This window comes from Pseudomonas sp. LBUM1673 (genome assembly GCF_059695645.1).
Genome location: NZ_CP166780.1, coordinates 139972 through 158509, shown reverse-complemented (window position 1 = coordinate 158509; position 18538 = coordinate 139972). Strand labels below are relative to the sequence as shown.

General features: G+C 60.7%; 12 protein-coding genes. 1 reads left to right on the top strand and 11 read right to left on the bottom strand.

The window, feature by feature from the left end; translation table 11 throughout:
* Positions 1-11: 11 nt before the first annotated feature.
* From ACA044_RS00720 to bcsQ, 9 genes are read right to left on the bottom strand one after another with little or no spacing between them, the layout of a single operon-like run.
* Complete coding sequence (locus tag ACA044_RS00720; protein WP_497444725.1) at positions 12-1154, bottom strand: alginate O-acetyltransferase AlgX-related protein; 1143 nt, start codon at positions 1152-1154, stop codon at positions 12-14.
* An 11-nt stretch (positions 1155-1165) separates the two neighbouring features.
* Positions 1166-2581, bottom strand: a complete 1416-nt coding sequence (locus tag ACA044_RS00715) for an MBOAT family O-acyltransferase (RefSeq protein ID WP_497444724.1) — start codon at positions 2579-2581, stop codon at positions 1166-1168.
* An 18-nt stretch (positions 2582-2599) separates the two neighbouring features.
* Entirely contained in the window at positions 2600-3268 is a 669-nt protein-coding gene (locus tag ACA044_RS00710; protein ID WP_497444723.1) for an alginate O-acetyltransferase AlgF, read from the bottom strand.
* Positions 3268-3936: an SGNH/GDSL hydrolase family protein gene (locus ACA044_RS00705; protein WP_497444722.1), complete on the bottom strand. Its 669-nt coding sequence runs from the start codon at positions 3934-3936 to the stop codon at positions 3268-3270. Before ACA044_RS00705 ends, ACA044_RS00710 begins: the two co-directional genes overlap by 1 nt.
* A 15-nt stretch (positions 3937-3951) precedes the next feature.
* Positions 3952-7890 (bottom strand): cellulose biosynthesis protein BcsC, encoded by a 3939-nt coding sequence (locus ACA044_RS00700; protein ID WP_497444721.1) that lies wholly within the window; start codon positions 7888-7890, stop codon positions 3952-3954.
* Positions 7866-9107, bottom strand: coding sequence for a cellulose synthase complex periplasmic endoglucanase BcsZ (gene bcsZ / locus ACA044_RS00695; RefSeq protein WP_497444720.1), 1242 nt, complete (start codon positions 9105-9107; stop codon positions 7866-7868). The genes ACA044_RS00700 and bcsZ overlap by 25 nt, the downstream gene beginning before the upstream one ends.
* Positions 9108-9113: 6 nt before the next feature.
* Positions 9114-11372 carry a cellulose biosynthesis cyclic di-GMP-binding regulatory protein BcsB gene (bcsB, locus tag ACA044_RS00690; RefSeq protein WP_497444719.1) on the bottom strand — a complete coding sequence of 753 codons (2259 nt, stop codon included), beginning with the start codon at positions 11370-11372 and terminating at the stop codon, positions 9114-9116.
* The gene (gene bcsA / locus ACA044_RS00685; protein WP_497444718.1) at positions 11372-13594 is read right to left on the bottom strand and encodes a UDP-forming cellulose synthase catalytic subunit; all 2223 of its coding nucleotides are present in this window, start codon (positions 13592-13594) and stop codon (positions 11372-11374) included. Before bcsA ends, bcsB begins: the two co-directional genes overlap by 1 nt.
* The gene (bcsQ, locus tag ACA044_RS00680; protein ID WP_497444717.1) at positions 13591-14745 is read right to left on the bottom strand and encodes a cellulose biosynthesis protein BcsQ; all 1155 of its coding nucleotides are present in this window, start codon (positions 14743-14745) and stop codon (positions 13591-13593) included. Before bcsQ ends, bcsA begins: the two co-directional genes overlap by 4 nt.
* A gap of 569 nt (positions 14746-15314) precedes the next feature.
* Between bcsQ and ACA044_RS00675 the strand changes: the two genes are divergently transcribed.
* Positions 15315-15653, top strand: coding sequence for a tryptophan synthase subunit beta (locus ACA044_RS00675; RefSeq protein ID WP_497444716.1), 339 nt, complete (start codon positions 15315-15317; stop codon positions 15651-15653).
* 158 nt (positions 15654-15811) lie between these two features.
* Here the strand turns inward: ACA044_RS00675 and ACA044_RS00670 are convergent, their stop codons facing one another.
* Both ACA044_RS00670 and lapD read right to left on the bottom strand, forming a co-directional pair.
* The gene (locus ACA044_RS00670) at positions 15812-16120 is read right to left on the bottom strand and encodes a DUF6124 family protein (RefSeq protein WP_497444715.1); all 309 of its coding nucleotides are present in this window, start codon (positions 16118-16120) and stop codon (positions 15812-15814) included.
* A gap of 471 nt (positions 16121-16591) precedes the next feature.
* Complete coding sequence (lapD, locus tag ACA044_RS00665; RefSeq protein WP_497444714.1) at positions 16592-18538, bottom strand: cyclic di-GMP receptor LapD; 1947 nt, start codon at positions 18536-18538, stop codon at positions 16592-16594.

Sequence of the window (18538 nt, the reverse complement as noted above, 5' to 3'; positions counted from 1 at the left end):
ACGCTCAGACCTTACTTGGCCCAATCAATCACTTCGCTGTAAGGCGTCTGCAAGTCTCGCTCCGGTATTTCCCAGATCACCAGCTTTGGCGGTGTCTGCTTGAACGCCGGGTTATTGAAATAGCCATTGGCCCCGCCGGAGAACTCTCCCCCATCCTTGGCAAAATTGCCGATTGGCGCGCCGAGGGCCTGTTGCAGGAACCCGACGAAGTTGGAATTGCGCGAAAACGAAGTACCGATCAGCGCCACGTTGGGCAAGTTGTCATCACCGAACAGGTCGTCGAGGTTATCGCCGCCGCTTTGCGCTTGGGCAACCTTCTCGCTGATCTGCGTGGTGGCCACGGTCTCCGGGAGCGGCTGCCAGGCCACGGGCAGCCATTCAAGGCCTGCGAGTCTGACCAGATCGCCAGGACGGCGTGCCGGCTCTTGCACCTTCACCTCGAAGTCTTTATGCGGCGTAGCGCTGATGCCCAGGGTCTGCACTTGCCTGGCCACTGCTTCGGCGGCGGCGGCCGAGCCGGTTTCGCTCCAGTGGGTATCGGTGCGTAGATACGCCGCGTCCCCCAAGGGTTGCAGGGTCGGCGCCAGGTCCACGGCGGCGACACCGGCCTTCTTCAACCCATCGACCCACGCCACGACGCGGTCCTGCAGCATCGCCGGGCGACGCAGCGCACACAGTTGCGCACTGGCGATACGACTCTTGTCCGGCACCACCGCCACCAACAGCGTAATGCCGCGCTTGGCCAGACGTTGCTGGATGTCACGCACTACGCCGGCCTTGGTCTGGGCATTGGCCTGGCCGTGGCGATTGATGCGCATCTCATCGGTCAGGAACAACCAGCCCGGACAGCCGGAGCGCACCCGCGGGCCGGTATCGTGCAGCATCAGCCAACTCCCGCCGCGCTCCAGATTTGCCGCCTGCTCGGGCACGGTCGCCTTGGAAAGCTGCTTGGCGATCTTGTGCGTTATTTCGCCTTCAAGTGCCGCCTGACGGGTGAGGTTGGGCGGCAGCATCTCGACTTTACTGCTCAACAGGAGCCAGACGCAGGACGCGAAACCGATCGCCAAAAAAACCACGAACACAACGCCCGATGCTTTGCTGATACGGGCCGTCAGTTCGCTGGGTTGAGCCGATGCATGGGGTGAGGAAGTCATGGGCGCGGGCATCAGAACTGGAAGTACAGGAAAGGTACGGCTTCACGGCTCGCGATCAAGGCGAACGACAGCACAAAACCCACCACGGGCCACAGGGCCGCAATCGGCACCAACAAAGCGTGCCGGACCATTAGCTGCTCGCCACGGCTTTGCCACAGTGGCGCCAGGATGCACACCACACCGAGCAAGGCTGCCAGACCATGCGCCGGACGCAACGTTACCGCCAGCGCATCGCCCAAGGCAAAGTCGTGCAGACCGAACTGCCCGGCATACATGGTCATGGCCGAATGGAAATCCGGCGCGCGGAACAGCGTCCAGGCAAGGAATACGAACAACAGGGTCAAGGTATGCGACAGCAATGGCGACAGGCTCGGCAGACTGGAGCGGGACCAGAGGCGATCGACACACAACGCAACCCCATGGGCCGAACCCCACAACAGGTAATTCCAGCTATCGCCGCCGTGCCACAGACCGGCAATGGCCATCGTCAGGAACAGATTGCGGTAGGTCTTCCACACCCCGTTGCGGTTACCGCCCAAGGCGATGTAGAGGTAGTCACGCAGCCAACTGGACAACGACAGATGCCAACGCCGCCAGAAGTCCTGAATGCTGCTGGCCAGATACGGTCGGTTGAAGTTCTCCGGAAAGTGAAACCCCAGCATCAGGCCCAGGCCGATGGCCATTGCGCTGTAGCCGGCGAAGTCGAAAAACAATTGCAGCGAATAGGCCAGGCAGCCAATCCAGGCGTCGACGAACGACGGGGTTTGCAGGTGGAACGCGACGTCCACCAAGGGCGACAACGCATCGGCCACCAAGACCTTCATGCACATGCCGATCATGAACCGACGCGCGCCCAGAGAAAAATTTTGCCAGCTGAAATTCCGTTGCGTCAGCTCCCGGCGCACCCAGTCATAACGAATGATCGGACCGGCGATGGAGTGACCGAACATCGAAATGTAGGTGGCGTAATTGATGAAACTGCGCTCCACCGGCACGGTATGCCGGTGCACATCCACCAGGTAGGAAATCGCCTGCAACACGATGAACGACAGGCCGGCCGGTAGCGCCACACGCTGCCACTCCAGCGGCATCGCCCCGTAATATGTGATCAGCTCACTCCAGGTCCCGGCCAGGATGTTGGCGTACTTGTACCAGCACAGCACCGCGGTGTTGAACACGATCAACGCGATCAACAACCGCACACGTCCACGCGAGCCCTCGCGGGCACGATCCACCAGCAAGCCGCCAACCCAGGCGACGATGGTCAACACCACGTGCAGGGTCAGGAACAGCGGGCTCAGCCAGCCATAGAACAGCCAACTGCCGATCAGCAGGATGACGTTGCGCCAGGCCGGCCTGCCCCAGGCATACACCAGCAAAAACGCAGGCAGGAACAGCGTCAGGAACTCGAGTGAAGCGAAAACCATGGCGGCGGCAGAACCCGATCAGTGGGACAAAGTGTCCGTGGCGTTCAAAAGACGCGACCCGGTTGCCGAAGGCACCAGCAGCACGCTGTAACGCTCGCCCGCTTTGAGCTCACCCAAATCCAGCGGAGCACCGACGTTGGCGTTCGCGCACACCAGTTGCACCGACAGGCTCACCGGGTTGATCGACCGACGCTGCAAGCTGCCGACCGGCACTGCCTTGAACAGGTCGGCGGTACGTCCGGCAGGACGCAGCCTCGCATCGACGCAAGAGGCATCGACGTTAAAGAACGCCAGCGACGCCTTGAGACCGTTGAAGTCGTCTGGCTGCTCGCGCACGGCCACTTGCTTGATGCCGGTGCCGTCCGGAACCGCGACCACGGTAGTGAATTCACCGGGCTCGATTTTGAGGTCCATGGCCAGTTTTTGCGCGCCGCTGACCAAGGTGCCCTTGACCGGACTGCTCGACTGCACAGGGAAAAACTGTGATACCGGTTGCGCCGCTTCCAGGCGCATCGGTGGCTGGCCGGCCTGGGCGATCACGTCCAGTGGAGCGGTGCTGGCGTTGACGAAACGGATGAACGCCGCGTCTTCGCTGGGGCCGGTGGGGTACAGCGCAAATTCAGCTGCCATGGCGTTTACACTGGAAAACAGCGCCGCCACGGCGCACACAGCAGAGCGGGCACGCATCACTGCTTGGCTCCCTTGTTGCTGACCGCGTCGGCCGGCAGTTTGGCCAGCGCGCCACCAATGGCGGTGGCCCAGGCTTTATAACCGGCAATGGTGAAGTGCTGGCCGTCGGTGGTGACCCACTCACCCGGTTTGGAGAAGGTCAGCGAATCGATGTAGGTGCAAGGCGCCACGTTGGTCGAAAGGAACGCCGACATCAGCTTGGTGCGCGCATCGTTCTTTTTGTACATGCCGCCTTCCTTGCCCCAGGCCGGACCGACCCAGGCGCACTTGGCGCCATTGGCGGTGATTTCCTTGGCCAGAGCGGTGACGTTCTGCCAGGCCCAGGCTTTCGGGAACACCGGTTTGTCGTAGGAGGCCATGGTGTCGCCGATCACCAGCACGACCAGGTCAGGCTTGTCAGCGGCAATCAGGTCCTTGATCGGGGTGGTGGTCGCTTCGCGCCCCTTGATGACAATCTTGCCGTTGCCCTTCTGTTCAGCACCACAATCGACTTTCTTGGTGATCAGCCAGTCACCGGCGCTGGCGCCGCATGCACCGATCGAATGCACGATCGCGCCCTGCTGGGCCAGGTTGGCTTGCAGCGGCTCCATCAAGTGGTCCGCCAGACTCATGTGGCTTTCCCCAAGCACCAACAGGGTCATACCGGCAAGAACGGAAGAAGGCATTTAAGTCTCCAGAAATCAGTTGGAATAGGGGGAACGGTAGGGGCTGACCGGCAGTTCCATCGGGCCGTTCATGTCTTCGAACATGTAGCGTAGGTACATGGCCCCCGTGAATTGCTTGTAGTCCTGAGCGTTGTCCAGGCCGAGATTGGCGCCGAGGAAAAAGCTCGAACCGAATTTGTATTCGCCGGCACCGCTCAGGCTGTAACCCACGCCGGTCTTGTTCTGGCCTGTGTAACGCTGGTTGTTGGCAGCCTGCAAGTCTTTGTCGTTCGGGAAGAAATCCACCGCATCCTGCTCGAAGTACTGAACACCCACCGAGCCCTTGACCTGGTAGGAGAACCTCTCGGTGCGCTGCGCCCAGGTCACCGGTACGCCCAGGGCGAAGTAGCTTTGCGGGCTGAAGTAGCCGCCATGGCCGTAGGTGAAGAAGTCCTGGTTGTTCTCGAAGCTCAGGCCAGTGGCACTAAGGCCGAGGGTCAGCTTGCTGTCCTCGGCATTGCGCAGGTACCAGTACACGCCGCCGCCCAGTTCGGCACGGCTGTTGGATTCGACGTTGTGGCCAAGCAACTTGTGCCACGAACCATAGCCGTAGGTGCCGACTTCCTGGTTGTCATAGCTGAGCTGTGCACGGCCGCCGTTGGCGGTCACGCCGCCCCACGACTGGCCGGTGCGTTCGTCAGTGGCACCGGCGAACGACGTCACGCTGTCGGTCACCGGACGCCGCGAAACGCTAACGCCATAACGCATGTTGGAGTTGTCGGCGAAAGGCCGATCCACACTCACACCACCGGCTGCGGTGCTGTACTTGAAGCCAATCGGCGTGGTGCCGATGTCAGCCTTGATGCCTTCGTCGGGCCGGGCATAAGCCACGCTCAGGCCCACGCCCTTGTCGCGTTGAGAACCGATGCCGTCCGACGACGCCTGGCCACTGCCAAAGCGCGCGGCGGCATCGCTGCCGACACTGCCGACACTGCCGGCATTGAGCGACACCGGAGTCACGCGAACAGCGTAGCGGTTATCGCCAGCCGGAATGTTGATTTCCAGCGGCGTTTCGACGTCGGTCATCTTGCTCAGGCCCGACTCGCTGTCGTTGCTGCGAATCGTCACGCCTTGGATCACATAACCGCTGCGCTCCTGGAGAATGTTGTCCAGGGCGCGCTGGGCAGAACTGGTTTGATCCACCGCGACATTGACCGTATCTTGCGGCGCGAACGGGTTACCCGAAGCACCGGCAAAGCGCCTGGCTGGCAATGCCTGTCGACCCGTGCCAGCAGCGACCATGCGCGGTTGGGACTGACCCGGATAAGCATCGGCCGGCAGCGCCGCATTGCTGGCGACCTGCACAGCTTCAGGTTCAAGCAGGGTTTGCGCCGGTGCCGGGATCGCATCGAGCGGCGTGCGACTGACCTGATTGCGCTGGCCCGACAAACCCACGAACGGGTTCGGCGCGACATTCAGGCTGTTGGCCTGGGCCGTCAGGCTGCGTTTTTGTTCGTTCTGCTCGATGGCCACGGCCTTGCGCAGCAATTCGGTCGCCTGGCTGGTCTTACCCATGCGGCGGTAGATCCGCGCGGCCTCGGTCAGCGATTGCGGGTCGTAGGTCTCAAGCTTGAGGAACTGCTCCAGCGCTCGCTCGGCATAGGCGTTGTCATGCGCCTGAACCGCGGCATCCGCGGCGTTCAGCAGGATTTGCGGGTCATTGGGCTGACGCTGCAACAACGGCTTGTACAACTCGAACGCCTTGGCGTTGTCGCCATTGCTGGCGTACATCCGCGCCAACGCAGAAACCGCGCCGGCATCACCCGGACGTGAAGCCAGGGCCGGGGCCAGAGTGTCGTAGGCCGCCGCCAGATCGCCGCCTTCACGCAACAGATCGGCTTGGCGAATACGGTACTGGTACAGCACGTCATCGAAGCGTTTGCGCGTGGCCACGCTCATCTGCTGATTCTGCAAACCACGCAGGATTGAGTTGACCTGCACGTCGTCGCCAGTCTTGAGCAGCAGATTGGCATACTGCAGCATCAGGTCGGCGGACGGCGACGGCGTCTGGGTAATCACATCGCGCATCATGGTTTGAGCGCGAACCGAATCACCGGCATCGACATAGGCCGATGCCAGCGTCGCCATGCGATCGGGACTGCCGCTGGCCATCGGCTGCAAGCGATCGAGCAGCGCCAGTGCTTCCTGGCGCTGGCCACGCTTGGCAATACTGGCGGCCAGTTTGATTTGTACGGTGAGGGTAATCTGGTCGGCCAGCTCGTTCATGTCCGCAGTGCGGCGTTCGGCGGGAATGCGGCTGATAGTCGCTTGCGCGGCGTTCCATTGCTCCATCTCCACCGAGAGCAGGGCGCTGGTGTACAGCGCGTCGACGTTGGTCGGGTGCGCCTTGAGGTAGCTGTCGATCAGATCACGGGCTTTTTGTGATTCGCCGGTCTTGAGGTACAGGCGCGCCAGGTCGAAACGGGTCCAGATGTTGTCCGGGTCGTCCTGCACCGCTTGCACCAGGGCTTGCTGTGCACCACGGGCATCGCCGCGTTGCTCGGCCAGTTTGGCGGCCTGGGTGGAGCGCAACGCGCGCAGATGACCGCTGCCACCCATCTCGGCCTGCTGGGCCGGCGTCAAGCTGTCGAGCAGACGCAAGGCTTCATCGGCCTGACCGGTTTGCGACAGCACGTTGACCAGACCTTGAACAGCCTGAAAGTTGCCGCGCTGGCGGGTCAGCACTTGGCGATAGTTGGCTTGTGCGGCGTCGAGTTGCCCGGCCTGGGCCTGAATATCCGCCAGGGTCAGGCGCGCATCGACGCCGTTCGGGTTCAAGCGCATGGCCTGAGCAATGCTCTCTTGGGCCTTGGCCGGTTGCGTCCTGGCCTGGTTGCGGGCCTGCTGCAGCAGTGCCCAGTAACGCACGCTATCGAGCGCCGCCTTCCAGCGCGTACCGCCATTGGCGATGGCGCGGATCAGCAATTGCTCCGCTTCGTCGAAGCGATTCTGTTGCTGACGTACCACGCCGAGACCACCAAGGGCATCGGCATCGTCGGGCTTGCTTTTCAGGCGTGCGGCGAACGCTTGCTCGGCGCCGGCCTGATCGCCCTTGTCCAGGGCTTGCAGCCCACGGGCAACCAGTGGATCTGGCTGCCAGGCCATCGCACCACCCGTGGCCGATTGCGACTTGCCTTTGTTCAATTGATCGCGGATTTCCTGGTCGTCGGGATGCACCTTCAGGAACTCTTCGAACAACGGCACCTGCGCGGCCTTGGGTGGTCCGATCCAGACCAGCGCCAGGCGCCAACTCTCGTCGGCGTCACCGGCGATGTCTACACGGGTCGACAGTTTAGCCAGGGCACGGATGCCTTCCACGCGGCTGTCTTCGTGACGCACCAGCTGCTTGGCCAGGAACAACGCCAGAATCGAATCATTCGGCGTCTCGCGCAGCAAGCGCTCCAAGCCTTTGCGGGCTTCGGGCCAGCCGGCGGCATTGAACGCCAGATTGTTGTAATACTCGCGGCCCACAGTGCCTTCCGGGGTACGACCGGCAAACAGCTTACGGAATACTTCAGTGGCCTTGTCACGCTGGTCACCATCGGCCAGGCGTCGTGCTTCATCCAGCAGCGCGATGTTTTGCGGCTGGGCCAGGGCGATGTCCTGCTCGAGCTGCGCCGCCAGCCATGGTTGTGGCGACAGCGCCTGCAAGCGCGCCAGATATTGCTGCGCTTGCTCAGGTTTGTTCTGTTTGACGCCGATCAGGCCCATGCCATACAGCGCGTCGACTTGATTGGGGTCCAGGCGCAACACTTTCTGCCAGGCTTCAGCGGCACGCGTAGCGTTCGCACGGGCCTGCCAATACTGGCCTTGCTCGACCAGCAGCGCCTTTACATCGTTGGTTTCGGCGTAAGCCGCGGTACCGATGAGGGCGGTGAGAATCCCGATGGCTAGCGTGTGGCGGCGCGCGTGCATGACATCTCCCAAGAAAGTTTGAGTGTTCCGTCATCACGAAACTGAAAACGTTTTTCAACCCAGCCCAGTGCGAACAGGCTGAGCATGGCGTTGTAGTACAGTGGTTCGGCACGTTCGCCATCGACTTTAGCCAGCGCCGCGTTCAACGCCTGTTCGGCCCGGCGTTGCTGCTGCTCGGCCAGCCATGGCTGGCCCTTGGCCTGGAAGTACGGAATCAGCGCGGCAGAGTACCCGAATGGCCCCTGGCCTTCGAGGGCGCCACTGATGACCTGAACCTTTTCCGGTGGTATGCCGGTGGATGCGGTGCTGCTCGACATACCGTCCAGACGCGCCAGCAACGGTGCCGCCAACGGGTCGGATTTGGGCGTCATGCCGGCCCACAGGTAGACGCGGATCGCATCATAACTGCCCAGTTCACCCTTGATTGGATCGACCACGAACAAACCCGCTTGCGGCGCGGTAGCGCGGTAACCGATCCAGTCGGCCACGTAACCTTTGGGGCTGGAGGCCTTGACCATTTTCACGGTGTTTTCAGCGATTTCTTTCCATGGCCCGGCCGGGGCTTCTTTGGCCAGCCGACGCAGTAGCGGTAGCGGCAAATAGCTCGGGTTCAGGCGCCACAGATGATCGGGTTGCACGAAGCCTTCCGGCCCGGGCAGGACCATCTTGCCCAGCCCTGGCAGGCTCACCACCAGTTTGCTTTCAATGTTCTTGAGCAGGCGCAGAGCGTCCTCGCGGTAGTCCGGACGCTGCCACAACCGCGCCGCCTCAAGCAGCGCGTAGGTGATCCACAAATCCGAATCGGAGGCTGAGTTGGCGTCCTGCAATTGCCACTTACCGTCCTTGCCCTGCCCCCACAACCAGCCCGGCAAGCGATGGCTGACGTCGGCGCCGGCCATGTTGGCGGCGGTCCATTTCCACAGCGCCTCAAAGCGTTCGCGGTCGTTGCCGATCACCGCGAACAGCATGCCGTAGGACTGGCCTTCGGAGGTGCTGTGATTGGTTTCGACGCTGGACTCCAGCATGCGCCCGTCGTTCTGCACAAAACGTGTGGCGTAGGTTTGCCATAACGGCCAGTCGGCGCTCTTGCACGTCGTCCCGTCAGCCATGACCGGTGTCAGGCTCAGGATCACCAGCGTACCGGCCAGCCACTGCACGGCCCGGCGCCAGCGGCGCGGGAGAGTAAGGTTGCAATGGTTGATCCCGAGAGTGTTCATGCGATCTCAGTGACCCAAACGCTGTTTGGCACGGGAGCGCAACGCCAGGTAGGCCAGGCAGCTGAGCAGCAACACACCGAGACCGGTCAACAGCAGCGTCCACCCCACATGGCGCGACATCAGCCATTGCACGTATTTGACCGGGCCCAGGCTGCCGACGTAGTACTGCTCGTCCGCCACCAGCGCTTCAATGGTTTTGCCGCGCACCACCACCAGGCTGCCCTGGATCAACTGGGTGTAATCCTCGCCACCGATCAATGCGCTGGTCGCATCAGCCAGGCCTTGCGGCTGACCGCTGGCAATGACCACCACACTGCGACCACTTTTCAGTGGCGATTCGAAACCAGTCAGATAGGTACTGCGCTCACCGCCGGAAAAAGCCATGGCCAGACGCGCCTTGCGCTGATTGGCGTCCGGGTCGGGGCTGAACCAGTCACGTACACGCATCGACAGGTCAGACAGGTGGAAGCTCTGCTGGCCACCGGTGTCGGCAGCGGGCAAGCGATCCGCCCATTGGGTCAGTAACGGCTGGTTAGCGCCGGAAGCAAACACCAACAGGTCTTTATCAGCAGCACCCTGAACCTGCGCCGCCTGGGTCACCAGCACGCCGGTGGCCGGGTAACCGGTCGACCGGCCGAAACGGCCGAGCACGGTCAGGTAGGCATCCAGCTCGGGAGCGCCAGCATTGTCTGGTAGCACTACAGCCGTTTGCGACAGGTCAGCCAGGCGAGTGAACGGGAAACCCGCATCCTTGAACACGCCAAGGTTCGGCATGGCCATGAAGTGGTCGTAGCCGCTCAGGTCCAGTGTCGACTCCGGATCGATGCTGCCGCGCATGTTGTCGATGATGATGTCGCCACACTCGCCCTGTTTGATGTAATCGAACATATAGCGCAACTGCAGACGCGATTGCAGGGCCACCGAGTTCAACGGCAAGCGCACTTGGGTTTCGCGGCCCAGGCTGTCGTTGCTTTTCAGGGCACTGAGGATGCCGCTGTCGAGCGTGTCCTGGGACGGCAGGCTCTGCGACTGAATCAAGGTGTCGTTGAAGCTGATGATGAACGATGAATTGGACGATTTTTCTTGTGGCGTGTAACGGTATTTGAGGTTCAGTGGCGCCCCTTCATCACGCCAGGTAAACAGGTCTGGCGGAAAGTTCAGCGGCACGGTGATGTCGCCTGGGTTGTAGCCGGCGACGTTGAATTGCTTGGCCGCCAGTAACTCACCGAGTTTGACCGGACGATCGCTAGGCAACCAGTTAGGGGCGTCGTAAGGCTTGCGCGGTTGTACCGTATCGAGGCGATCAATCACCACGCTGCTACCCGACAAGGCCTGGCTGCCCAGCACCAATGCGGTGGCGGCACGTTTCAGTTCGGCGCCGTCGCGACCGGTGATCACCAGTAACTTGCCGTTGGCGTCGTTGGGGTTGGTCATCACGGTCAGGGTCGGCCCCTTGGCTGCAGGCAGGCTCAGCCCACCGAGTTGCAGCGCATCGGGACCACTGAGCAAGACCACGGCATTGCCGCTGGCCGGAATCTGGTTGAATCGCGAAGAGAAGGTCGCACCGCGATAGCTGGCCTGGGCACCGAACCATGACGACAGCGCGCCGGCAGCTTCCAGGGTGGTGTTGTCCGGCGCGGCGGCGAACACGAACGGCAGATTCAATGCACCGGCATCGCGGCGATCGAAGAATGGCAACGGCATGATCGACAAGTCGTTCGGCAAGGCCAGAGGCGACACCTCAATGCTCAGCTCTGTAGCGTTGCTGATCTTCGCCCACAGGCTGGAGTGCTGCGGATCTTCACAGCTCATCGTGTAATGACCGACGAATTGCAGGCTCAAGCGATTGAATTCAGTGATCAGGTGCGCCGGAATATTGACCACCTGTTTTTGCAGTTGCCCGGCGTTTTCCTTGGGCAACGGCAAGCTCGCCGCCACTTCATCATTGACGATGACATTGATCTGCGACAGGTCCGCCAGCAGCGCTGGCGAGTAGGTGTACTGCAACGTCAGCCTGGCGCCGGTGACAATCGAATCGGCCCGCACATCGAAATTGACGCTATCGGTGGACTCCACGCCGCGCAGGCTCATCGGGTAGTTCCGACCCAATTGCTTCAACGTCACGCTGTAGCCATTAGTCCCGGAAGCGTTCGCCACAGGTGCCGTATCGGCCACGGCTATCGCACCGCCCCCCAAGGCCATCAAAGAACACATCACCTGTATCAGGGAACGCAAATTACCGCGAACGAAATACTTCGAATTCATCACTTGTCCGTAAGATTTTCAAGGGTAGGTGGCGCCGAGCGACGGCTGCGGAGCAAAGTCCGCATTTCCATGACCGTGGCTTTGAAGAGTTCGTAGATGCCCCGCATGCCGATGGCACTGACATCACGCAACGCAGCCAGCGGCGTATCGACCTGACCGCTACCCCAGGTCGATGCCCAGGTGTCGGCGCGGGAGAACGTCAGGCGTATCAGTTCGCTTTGCTGGCGCAGGGTCAACTGATCGAACTGAGCCCCCAGAAGCCCATCACGACTGAACACGATGACGGCCGGGAACACACTCAGTTGCTGATTGCGGAACAGCGATATCTGCACGCGTTCGCCCCGGGGAACAATGACGCCTTCCGGCAAACGGAAACCCAGGCCTTTTTGCGAGAAGTCCTGGGTCACGCCTCCAATGCTGGTGCCGTCGGCACGCGTCAGACGCATCGGCAATCGGGCCGCGACCCGGGGTTCGGAACGCACCTGACGGGTTTCACTGGCTACCGCCACCGACGCACTGGTGATGATGATGTTGTAAACCGTCCAGGCCAGGTTGATCAGAATCGTGGTGGCCGCGTCGTCTGCACCTTGTATCAGCCTCACAACACCGAACATGAGCCCCGCGATGTTCAAGCTCAGCAAGACGATGTAGGGACGGGCCAGCTTCCACTCGAAGTATTTCTTGTCGATGATCCCGCCCTTGTCGGTCACGTTGAAGCCACCGAACTTGGGGTTGACCAGCGCCATCAGCACCGGGCCCATGATGTACCAGGCCAGCACCGTCTCGTAGACCTCGTTCCAGAACGAGTGGCGGAAACGCCCCTGAATGCTGGAGTTGGTCAAACTCGCGTGGAGGATGTGCGGCAATACATAGGCGGTGATCATCAGCGCCGAGGCGTGGAAGATCTGGGCGTCGAAAAACAGGAAGGCCAAGGGCGCGGTGAGAAACGCCAGGCGCGGCAAACCGTAAAAGAAGTGCAGCATCGCGTTCAGGTAACACAGCCGCTGACCGAGGTTCAGCCCTTTGCCGAACAGAGGGTTATCGGTGCGAAAAATCTGCGCCATCCCGCGTGCCCAGCGAATCCGCTGGCTGATATGCCGAGACAGACTTTCAGTCGCCAGACCGGCGGCCTGAGGAATAGCCAGATACGCTGTGTTGTAGCCTGCGCGGTTGAGTTTGAGTGCGGTGTGTGCATCTTCGGTGACGGTCTCGACGGCAACACCGCCGATTTCCAGCAACGGTTCACGACGGATAACCGCACAGGATCCGCAAAAGAAAGTCGCGTTCCACAAGTCGTTGCCGTCCTGCACCAACCCGTAAAACAACTCACCTTCATTTGGCACTGAGCGGAAGGTATTGAGGTTTTTTTCGAACGGGTCGGGCGAGAAGAAGAAGTGTGGCGTTTGCAACATCGCCAGCTTCGGGTCCTTGATGAACCAACCGATACTCACCTGCAGGAAAGAACGCGTCGGTACGTGGTCAGCATCGAAAATGGCAACGTATTCGCCACTGGTGACCTTCAGCGCTTCATTGAGGTTGCCCGCTTTGGCATGACGGTTGTTGTCGCGAACGATGTAACCCACGCCAATCTGCTCGCAGAACTCGCGGAAGTTTTCGCGACGACCATCATCCAGCACGTGGACACGCAGTTTGTCCTTGGGCCAGTCGATGGCCTGGGCGGCGAAGATCGTGACCTTCACGATGTCGAGGGCTTCGTTGTACGACGGGATGAACACATCGACCGTTGGCCATTCGCTGGGCGGGCCACTGAGCAATACCGGTTTGCGGCGCAGAGGCCACGCGGTTTGCAGGTAACCGAACACCAGTACAATCATTGCGTACAACTCGGCCATGACCAGGCCGTAGCCGAACAGCATGTCTACCCAACCTTCGAAGCCAAGGGTCGAGGTCAGCCGCCAGTACAGGTAACGCAGTGACGCGGTGAGCGACAGACCGATGAGTATGATCACCGTCAGACGTCCCGGAATTTTTCGCAACACCATGGCCGCGATAAAGCAGCCAAGGGCAAAGATGCATTGCGAGTAAAGCTCGAATGGCACCGTGATGATGAACAGCGCCAGCAGGCCGCACAGTGCGGTAATGCTGACGGTCAGCGCCCGACGTGCAGCCACCGGCCACTGATCGAGCCGATCGGACAAGGATTGCGCCCAGCGCTGGGAGCGGGTCGGCACGGTGCCGGATTCGCCAGAGGTAGTAATCACGAGGCGTAAAGTTTCGCAGTACGGGCGGATTCGAGCCGCGCCTTGAGCTGCTCACTGAGCATCAACAGGTCCTGACACGCCGGGGATGAGTCTGGCGTCAAGAGCGGATTGCGACCGTAAGCCAGCGCCTCGCCGAGGGCATGATCCAGAGAGATGACACCGAGCAGTTGTCCGCCCAGTCGCCGCTTGAGTACTTCGTGCATGTCCCGGGAAAATACATGACCTGCGTCGAACCGATTGATGACATAGCTGCATACCGAGGACGGCGCACGCGCATCAGGGGCTCCGAGCACTTTGTCCATCTGATCAAGGGTCAAGAAGCTGGCCGCGTCGGCGGTGGTCACCACGACGATCTGATCAGCCACATCCAGGGCCTGATCCAGGTAGACCGTGCGCCCCGGTGGCGTATCGAGAATGACCACGTCGTTTTCGTTCAGAGCCATGCGTGCCAGTTGCCGGGCCAGCCAGTGACGGTCGTTGATCAGGTAACGCTCCAGGGTACGGCGCTCCTCTTCAGTCAGCGCACCATAGGGCAGCAACAGCGAATCGGCGGAGCCGGGCAGCAACAGGTCGTTCCAACTATTGCCGGTCAGGCTCGCGCTACCCATGCCGGCCACATCGGGTTGAACACCGAGGTGGTACTGCATGGCGTTTTGCGGGTCAAGGTCAATGGCCAGAGTCTGGCCGCCCGCCAGGTGCAAGGTGCTGGCCAGCGCGGCACAAAGGGTAGTTTTGCCAACGCCGCCCTTGCTCGACACCAGCGCCACGACCCGGGCCTTGCACTTGGGTGGCCGCCCGTGAGGCAGTGCCTGACGCAGGGCTTCATCGTTGAACGCCTGGGCTTCGGCTTGACGGGCCAACGCGACTTCAGCCAGCAAATGACGAAGCGGCGCACGGACCGCAGCGGTATTGTCAGGCTGGACATTGGGTCGGGCGGCTAACGTCAGTTTTACCGACTCCACGGCGGGCGCAGCGTCCACAGGCTCAGCCACCACAACGTCAATCACGGCGTCCGTCACCGGCTCAGCGGCGAACGGCACCAGTGCCAAAGGCTTTTCCTTGTAGTCGAAACAGTTATCAAACTCGAGATAACTGTCCGCACTTGCTCCGAACCTATTGAACAGGTTCGATATATCGTCTGTACGATTCATAAAGGACTACCCGAGGCACTGGCGATCTATAAGGGAGCACGTAGCTCAATACAACCCAACTGAGACATCAAAATGATATCGTCAAAATTTTGAATTGCGCAAGCGTAATGTGTATTAACGATTAAAAATTACTTTTTTATCGCCATATTTTTGACAAATACCTCTTTTTTACTTCGGCGCGCCCGTGCCCCGCCACGCCACCCGACTACGCTGAGACTCCGGTATATGGGGCCTGCCGGGTGGCGCGGGATTATCCAGCAAGCGTTGAAAGGACGCACTTATTTTGCGCCGAGTGGCAGCTCGCTGGATGGATGGCAACCTGAAAGCACCTGTGAAACGGCAAAGCAATTAACGGACCATGAACTATCGATATATAAGCAATGACTCACAACTTATACATAGTTGTTTTAAATCAATACCTTAGTTCTATTTAAGTGACTTTCTTTCAACGCTGATCGATGAACAGTTAAAGGTACCGGACTATCAGGAGTGATAAGGCCCCCTCTACTGACGCGACGTTGACTATGCTGCTGAAAGCATGACGCCGGCTCACTCATGAGGAATGCTCGATGTTCTACGTGCAACGCAATATAGAAGGCCAACTGATGCGCGTAGAAGCCGAGCCCTACGCCGAGGCCACCGAAACGCTGCCGGCCGACCACCCTGACCTCCGGGCCTGGTTTGCCAGCGAGGTCATGGCAACCAGCCTCAAACAGCTCAAGCAGAGCGACCTGGAAATGATCCGGGTACTCGACGACTTGATCCAGGTGCTGACTCAAAAAGGCGTGATCCGCGTCACCGACCTGCCGCCGGCCGCACAAGCCAAACTCATGGACCGGACTCAGGCCCGTGAGGCGTTGGGCGGGTTGAGCCAGTTGATCGATGATGATGAGACGGGGTTGATCTAGCTCCCTACCCTCGTCGTTGACTGCACTGACGCCTTCGCGAGCAAGCCCGCTCCCACATGAGGTCTGTGTTGTTCGCATGATTGCGATTCGACACACATCCAGTGTGGGAGCGGGCTTGCTCGCGAAAGCGGTCTTCAACTCACCGCCGCTTTAACCTGCTAAACCTTGGCCCGAGCCTGCATCTGCGGCGATTCAAGGTGATCCAGCGCCCGTTCCACCAACAACTGCACGCCATCGGCCATTCGGCTAAGCGCCAGGGCGATGGATCGCCGTGAGCCTTCTACATCGTCGGCCAAGTCGGCGGCGATGGCGCTGATGGACAGCAGGTCTTCGGAGGCATTGGCGAGAAGGGCTTCGGTGTCGATGCCGGGGGAGACTGTGAAGAGGCGACCTTTGCGTGGCTTGGGGGCTTCGTCTGAGGCTGAGGTGCCAGAATCATCTGGCGGATTCGGAGTTACTTTGAACATAAGAAATATCCTAAACAGTAAGTTGGGACCGTCACCGTTCGCTTGCACGCGAATAGGGTGGCGGCCGTGCGCAGGTGTGCAAGACCGGGACTGTTTAGGACACCCAGCAGATCCGAGGATCTCCTGCGCGCAGCCGCCATAAAGCAGTGAACATCGAAATGCTCATTGAGAGAAATGGCAGCACGCTACCTAAACAGTTTGGTCGGACTTGCACGTCCGTGTCACCGAATATTCAGTGACAAAGCCAGACTAGCCCTGGACTTTGGCCGGAACAAGTTCACCAACACCGCTACAACTTGAAGGAAATCTCCTAGGACCTTGCTGCCGGAATAATCGGCGGATTGCTTCGTTGTCTGCACTGGCGCCATCGCGGGCAAGCCCGCTCCCACAGGGATCGGAGGTGAACGCAGGATTGTGGTACGACATAAGTCCACTGTGGGAGCGGGCTTGCCCGCGATGACGGCATCAGCCTCACTGCCAAGACTTAGGCTCACCAAACAACTGCCCCTGAACCCCATACAACCCCATCTCGCGAATCACTGACAATTCCCCTTCGGTCTCGACCCTCTCGGCAATCAACGGCAAATCAATGCTGTGCGCCGCCCGCTGAATCGCCTCGATGAACAGACGCTTGTCGCTCTCCTGATCAATCGCCCGGATGTAACTGCCGTCGATCTTCAGATACGCCAGCCCAAGTCGCGCCAGGTTGCCGATCATGCTGAAGCGCCCACCAAAACGCTGCAGGCTCAACGAGAACCCAAGCTCGCGCAGACGCCGCGTCAGCTGTTCCAGAACCGCTTGCTCGGGCAATTGCTCTTCGCCGATTTCCAGGGTCAGTCGTTCCCCGAGATTCGAATGCTGACGCAGAATGTCGAACACTTTGTTCAACGCCTGCGGATCCGCCAGTGTCGCCGAAGACAGGTTCAGCGCCAGCGACTCTTCATGCTCGGCCATCTGCTCAAGCACCAGCTCCAGCATCAAACGGTCCAGCCGCGCGGTCCAGCCGAAACGCTCGAGCCACGGCAAGAAACGCCCGGCGGGAATGGTCTGGTCCTGCTCGTCGAGCAGGCGCGACAGCACTTTGTAATGCAGCACCACCTGCGTGTCGTGACTGGCCACCACCGGCTGGAAGTACAGTTCGAAACGCTGCTGATCCAACGCCTGATCCAGCAAGGTGTGCCAGGCATGATGATCGTCGCCAACCCGGGCCGGCGCGCCCTGATCGAGGCACGCCCAGCTCGGTTCGCCCTGACTTTCCGCCTGGGCCAGTGCCTGATCCGCCAACCCGATCACCACTTGCGGCGAGTCGCCATGGGCAAACGGCGCCAGCCCGATCGAGGCCACCGAAGCCACGTCCGTAGCGCCCGTCGCATGCAGGCTGGCCAGGGCATTGTCGAGGTTACTCGCCAGTTGCAGTGCTTCTTCACGCACCAGCCCCGGCGCCAGCACGGCAAATTCACCGCCACGAATCCGCGTGACGAGGTTCTGGGTTTCCGGGTACCTGGCGCACTCGCGGGACAACTGCTCGCCCACCGCTTTGAGCAATTCATCGGTACGCTGACCGCCCAGCCGCTGGTTCAACCCGGCCAGATCCTTGACCCGCAACAGCAACAGATAACCGGAGCTGGCCTGCTCAGGATTGCTCACTCGCGCGTTCAATTGCATCTCGAAATAGCGTCGGTTGGCCAGGCCGGTCAGGTTGTCCTGATAGGATTCGGCCCGCAGTTTTTCACTGCGCTCGGCCTGTTCCTGGAACAGTGCCTTGAGCTTCTCGACCATCTGGTTCATGGCCTCCACCACCCGGCGCAGTTCCGGGGTGCGCGGCAGTTCCGGCAGGCTGAGAAATTCCCGGCGAGCAATGGCGTGGGACTGCTTGACCATGTAATCCAGCGGCTTCAGTTGTCGGCGCAGCAACAGCGCGCCCAGCACCGCACTCACCGCGCCGCAGATCAGCAACCAGCCGAGGCTGCCCAACGCGCTCTGCCACAACTTGGCTAACGCGAACATCGGATGGCTGACCACCTCGACCCGCGCGGCCTGCTCCCAGCCACGGCTGACAAGCGCGTCGCCACCGGCCGGTTCCAGGCCGATCAGTTTGACGAACCAGTCCGGCACGTTGGTGACCGCCGGGATGCCGCTGCGCTCGACAATCGTCTTGTCGCTGGCCAGATCAACCACCCGAATGCTCGCGTAATAACCGCTGTCGAAGATCGAACTGACCAGCAACTCGACCATCGCCGGGTCGTCGATGTTCGGTGTCAGAGACAGCGCCAATGCCGTGGCGGCGTCCTGGGCGTGGGAGCGCAACTGATTGACGTACTGGATGCGCGAGCTTTCCAGACTGACCATGAAGCTGCCGGTGAAGGCGACCACCAGGAACAGACAGATAGCGATCAACAGCTGTTTGAACAAAGACAT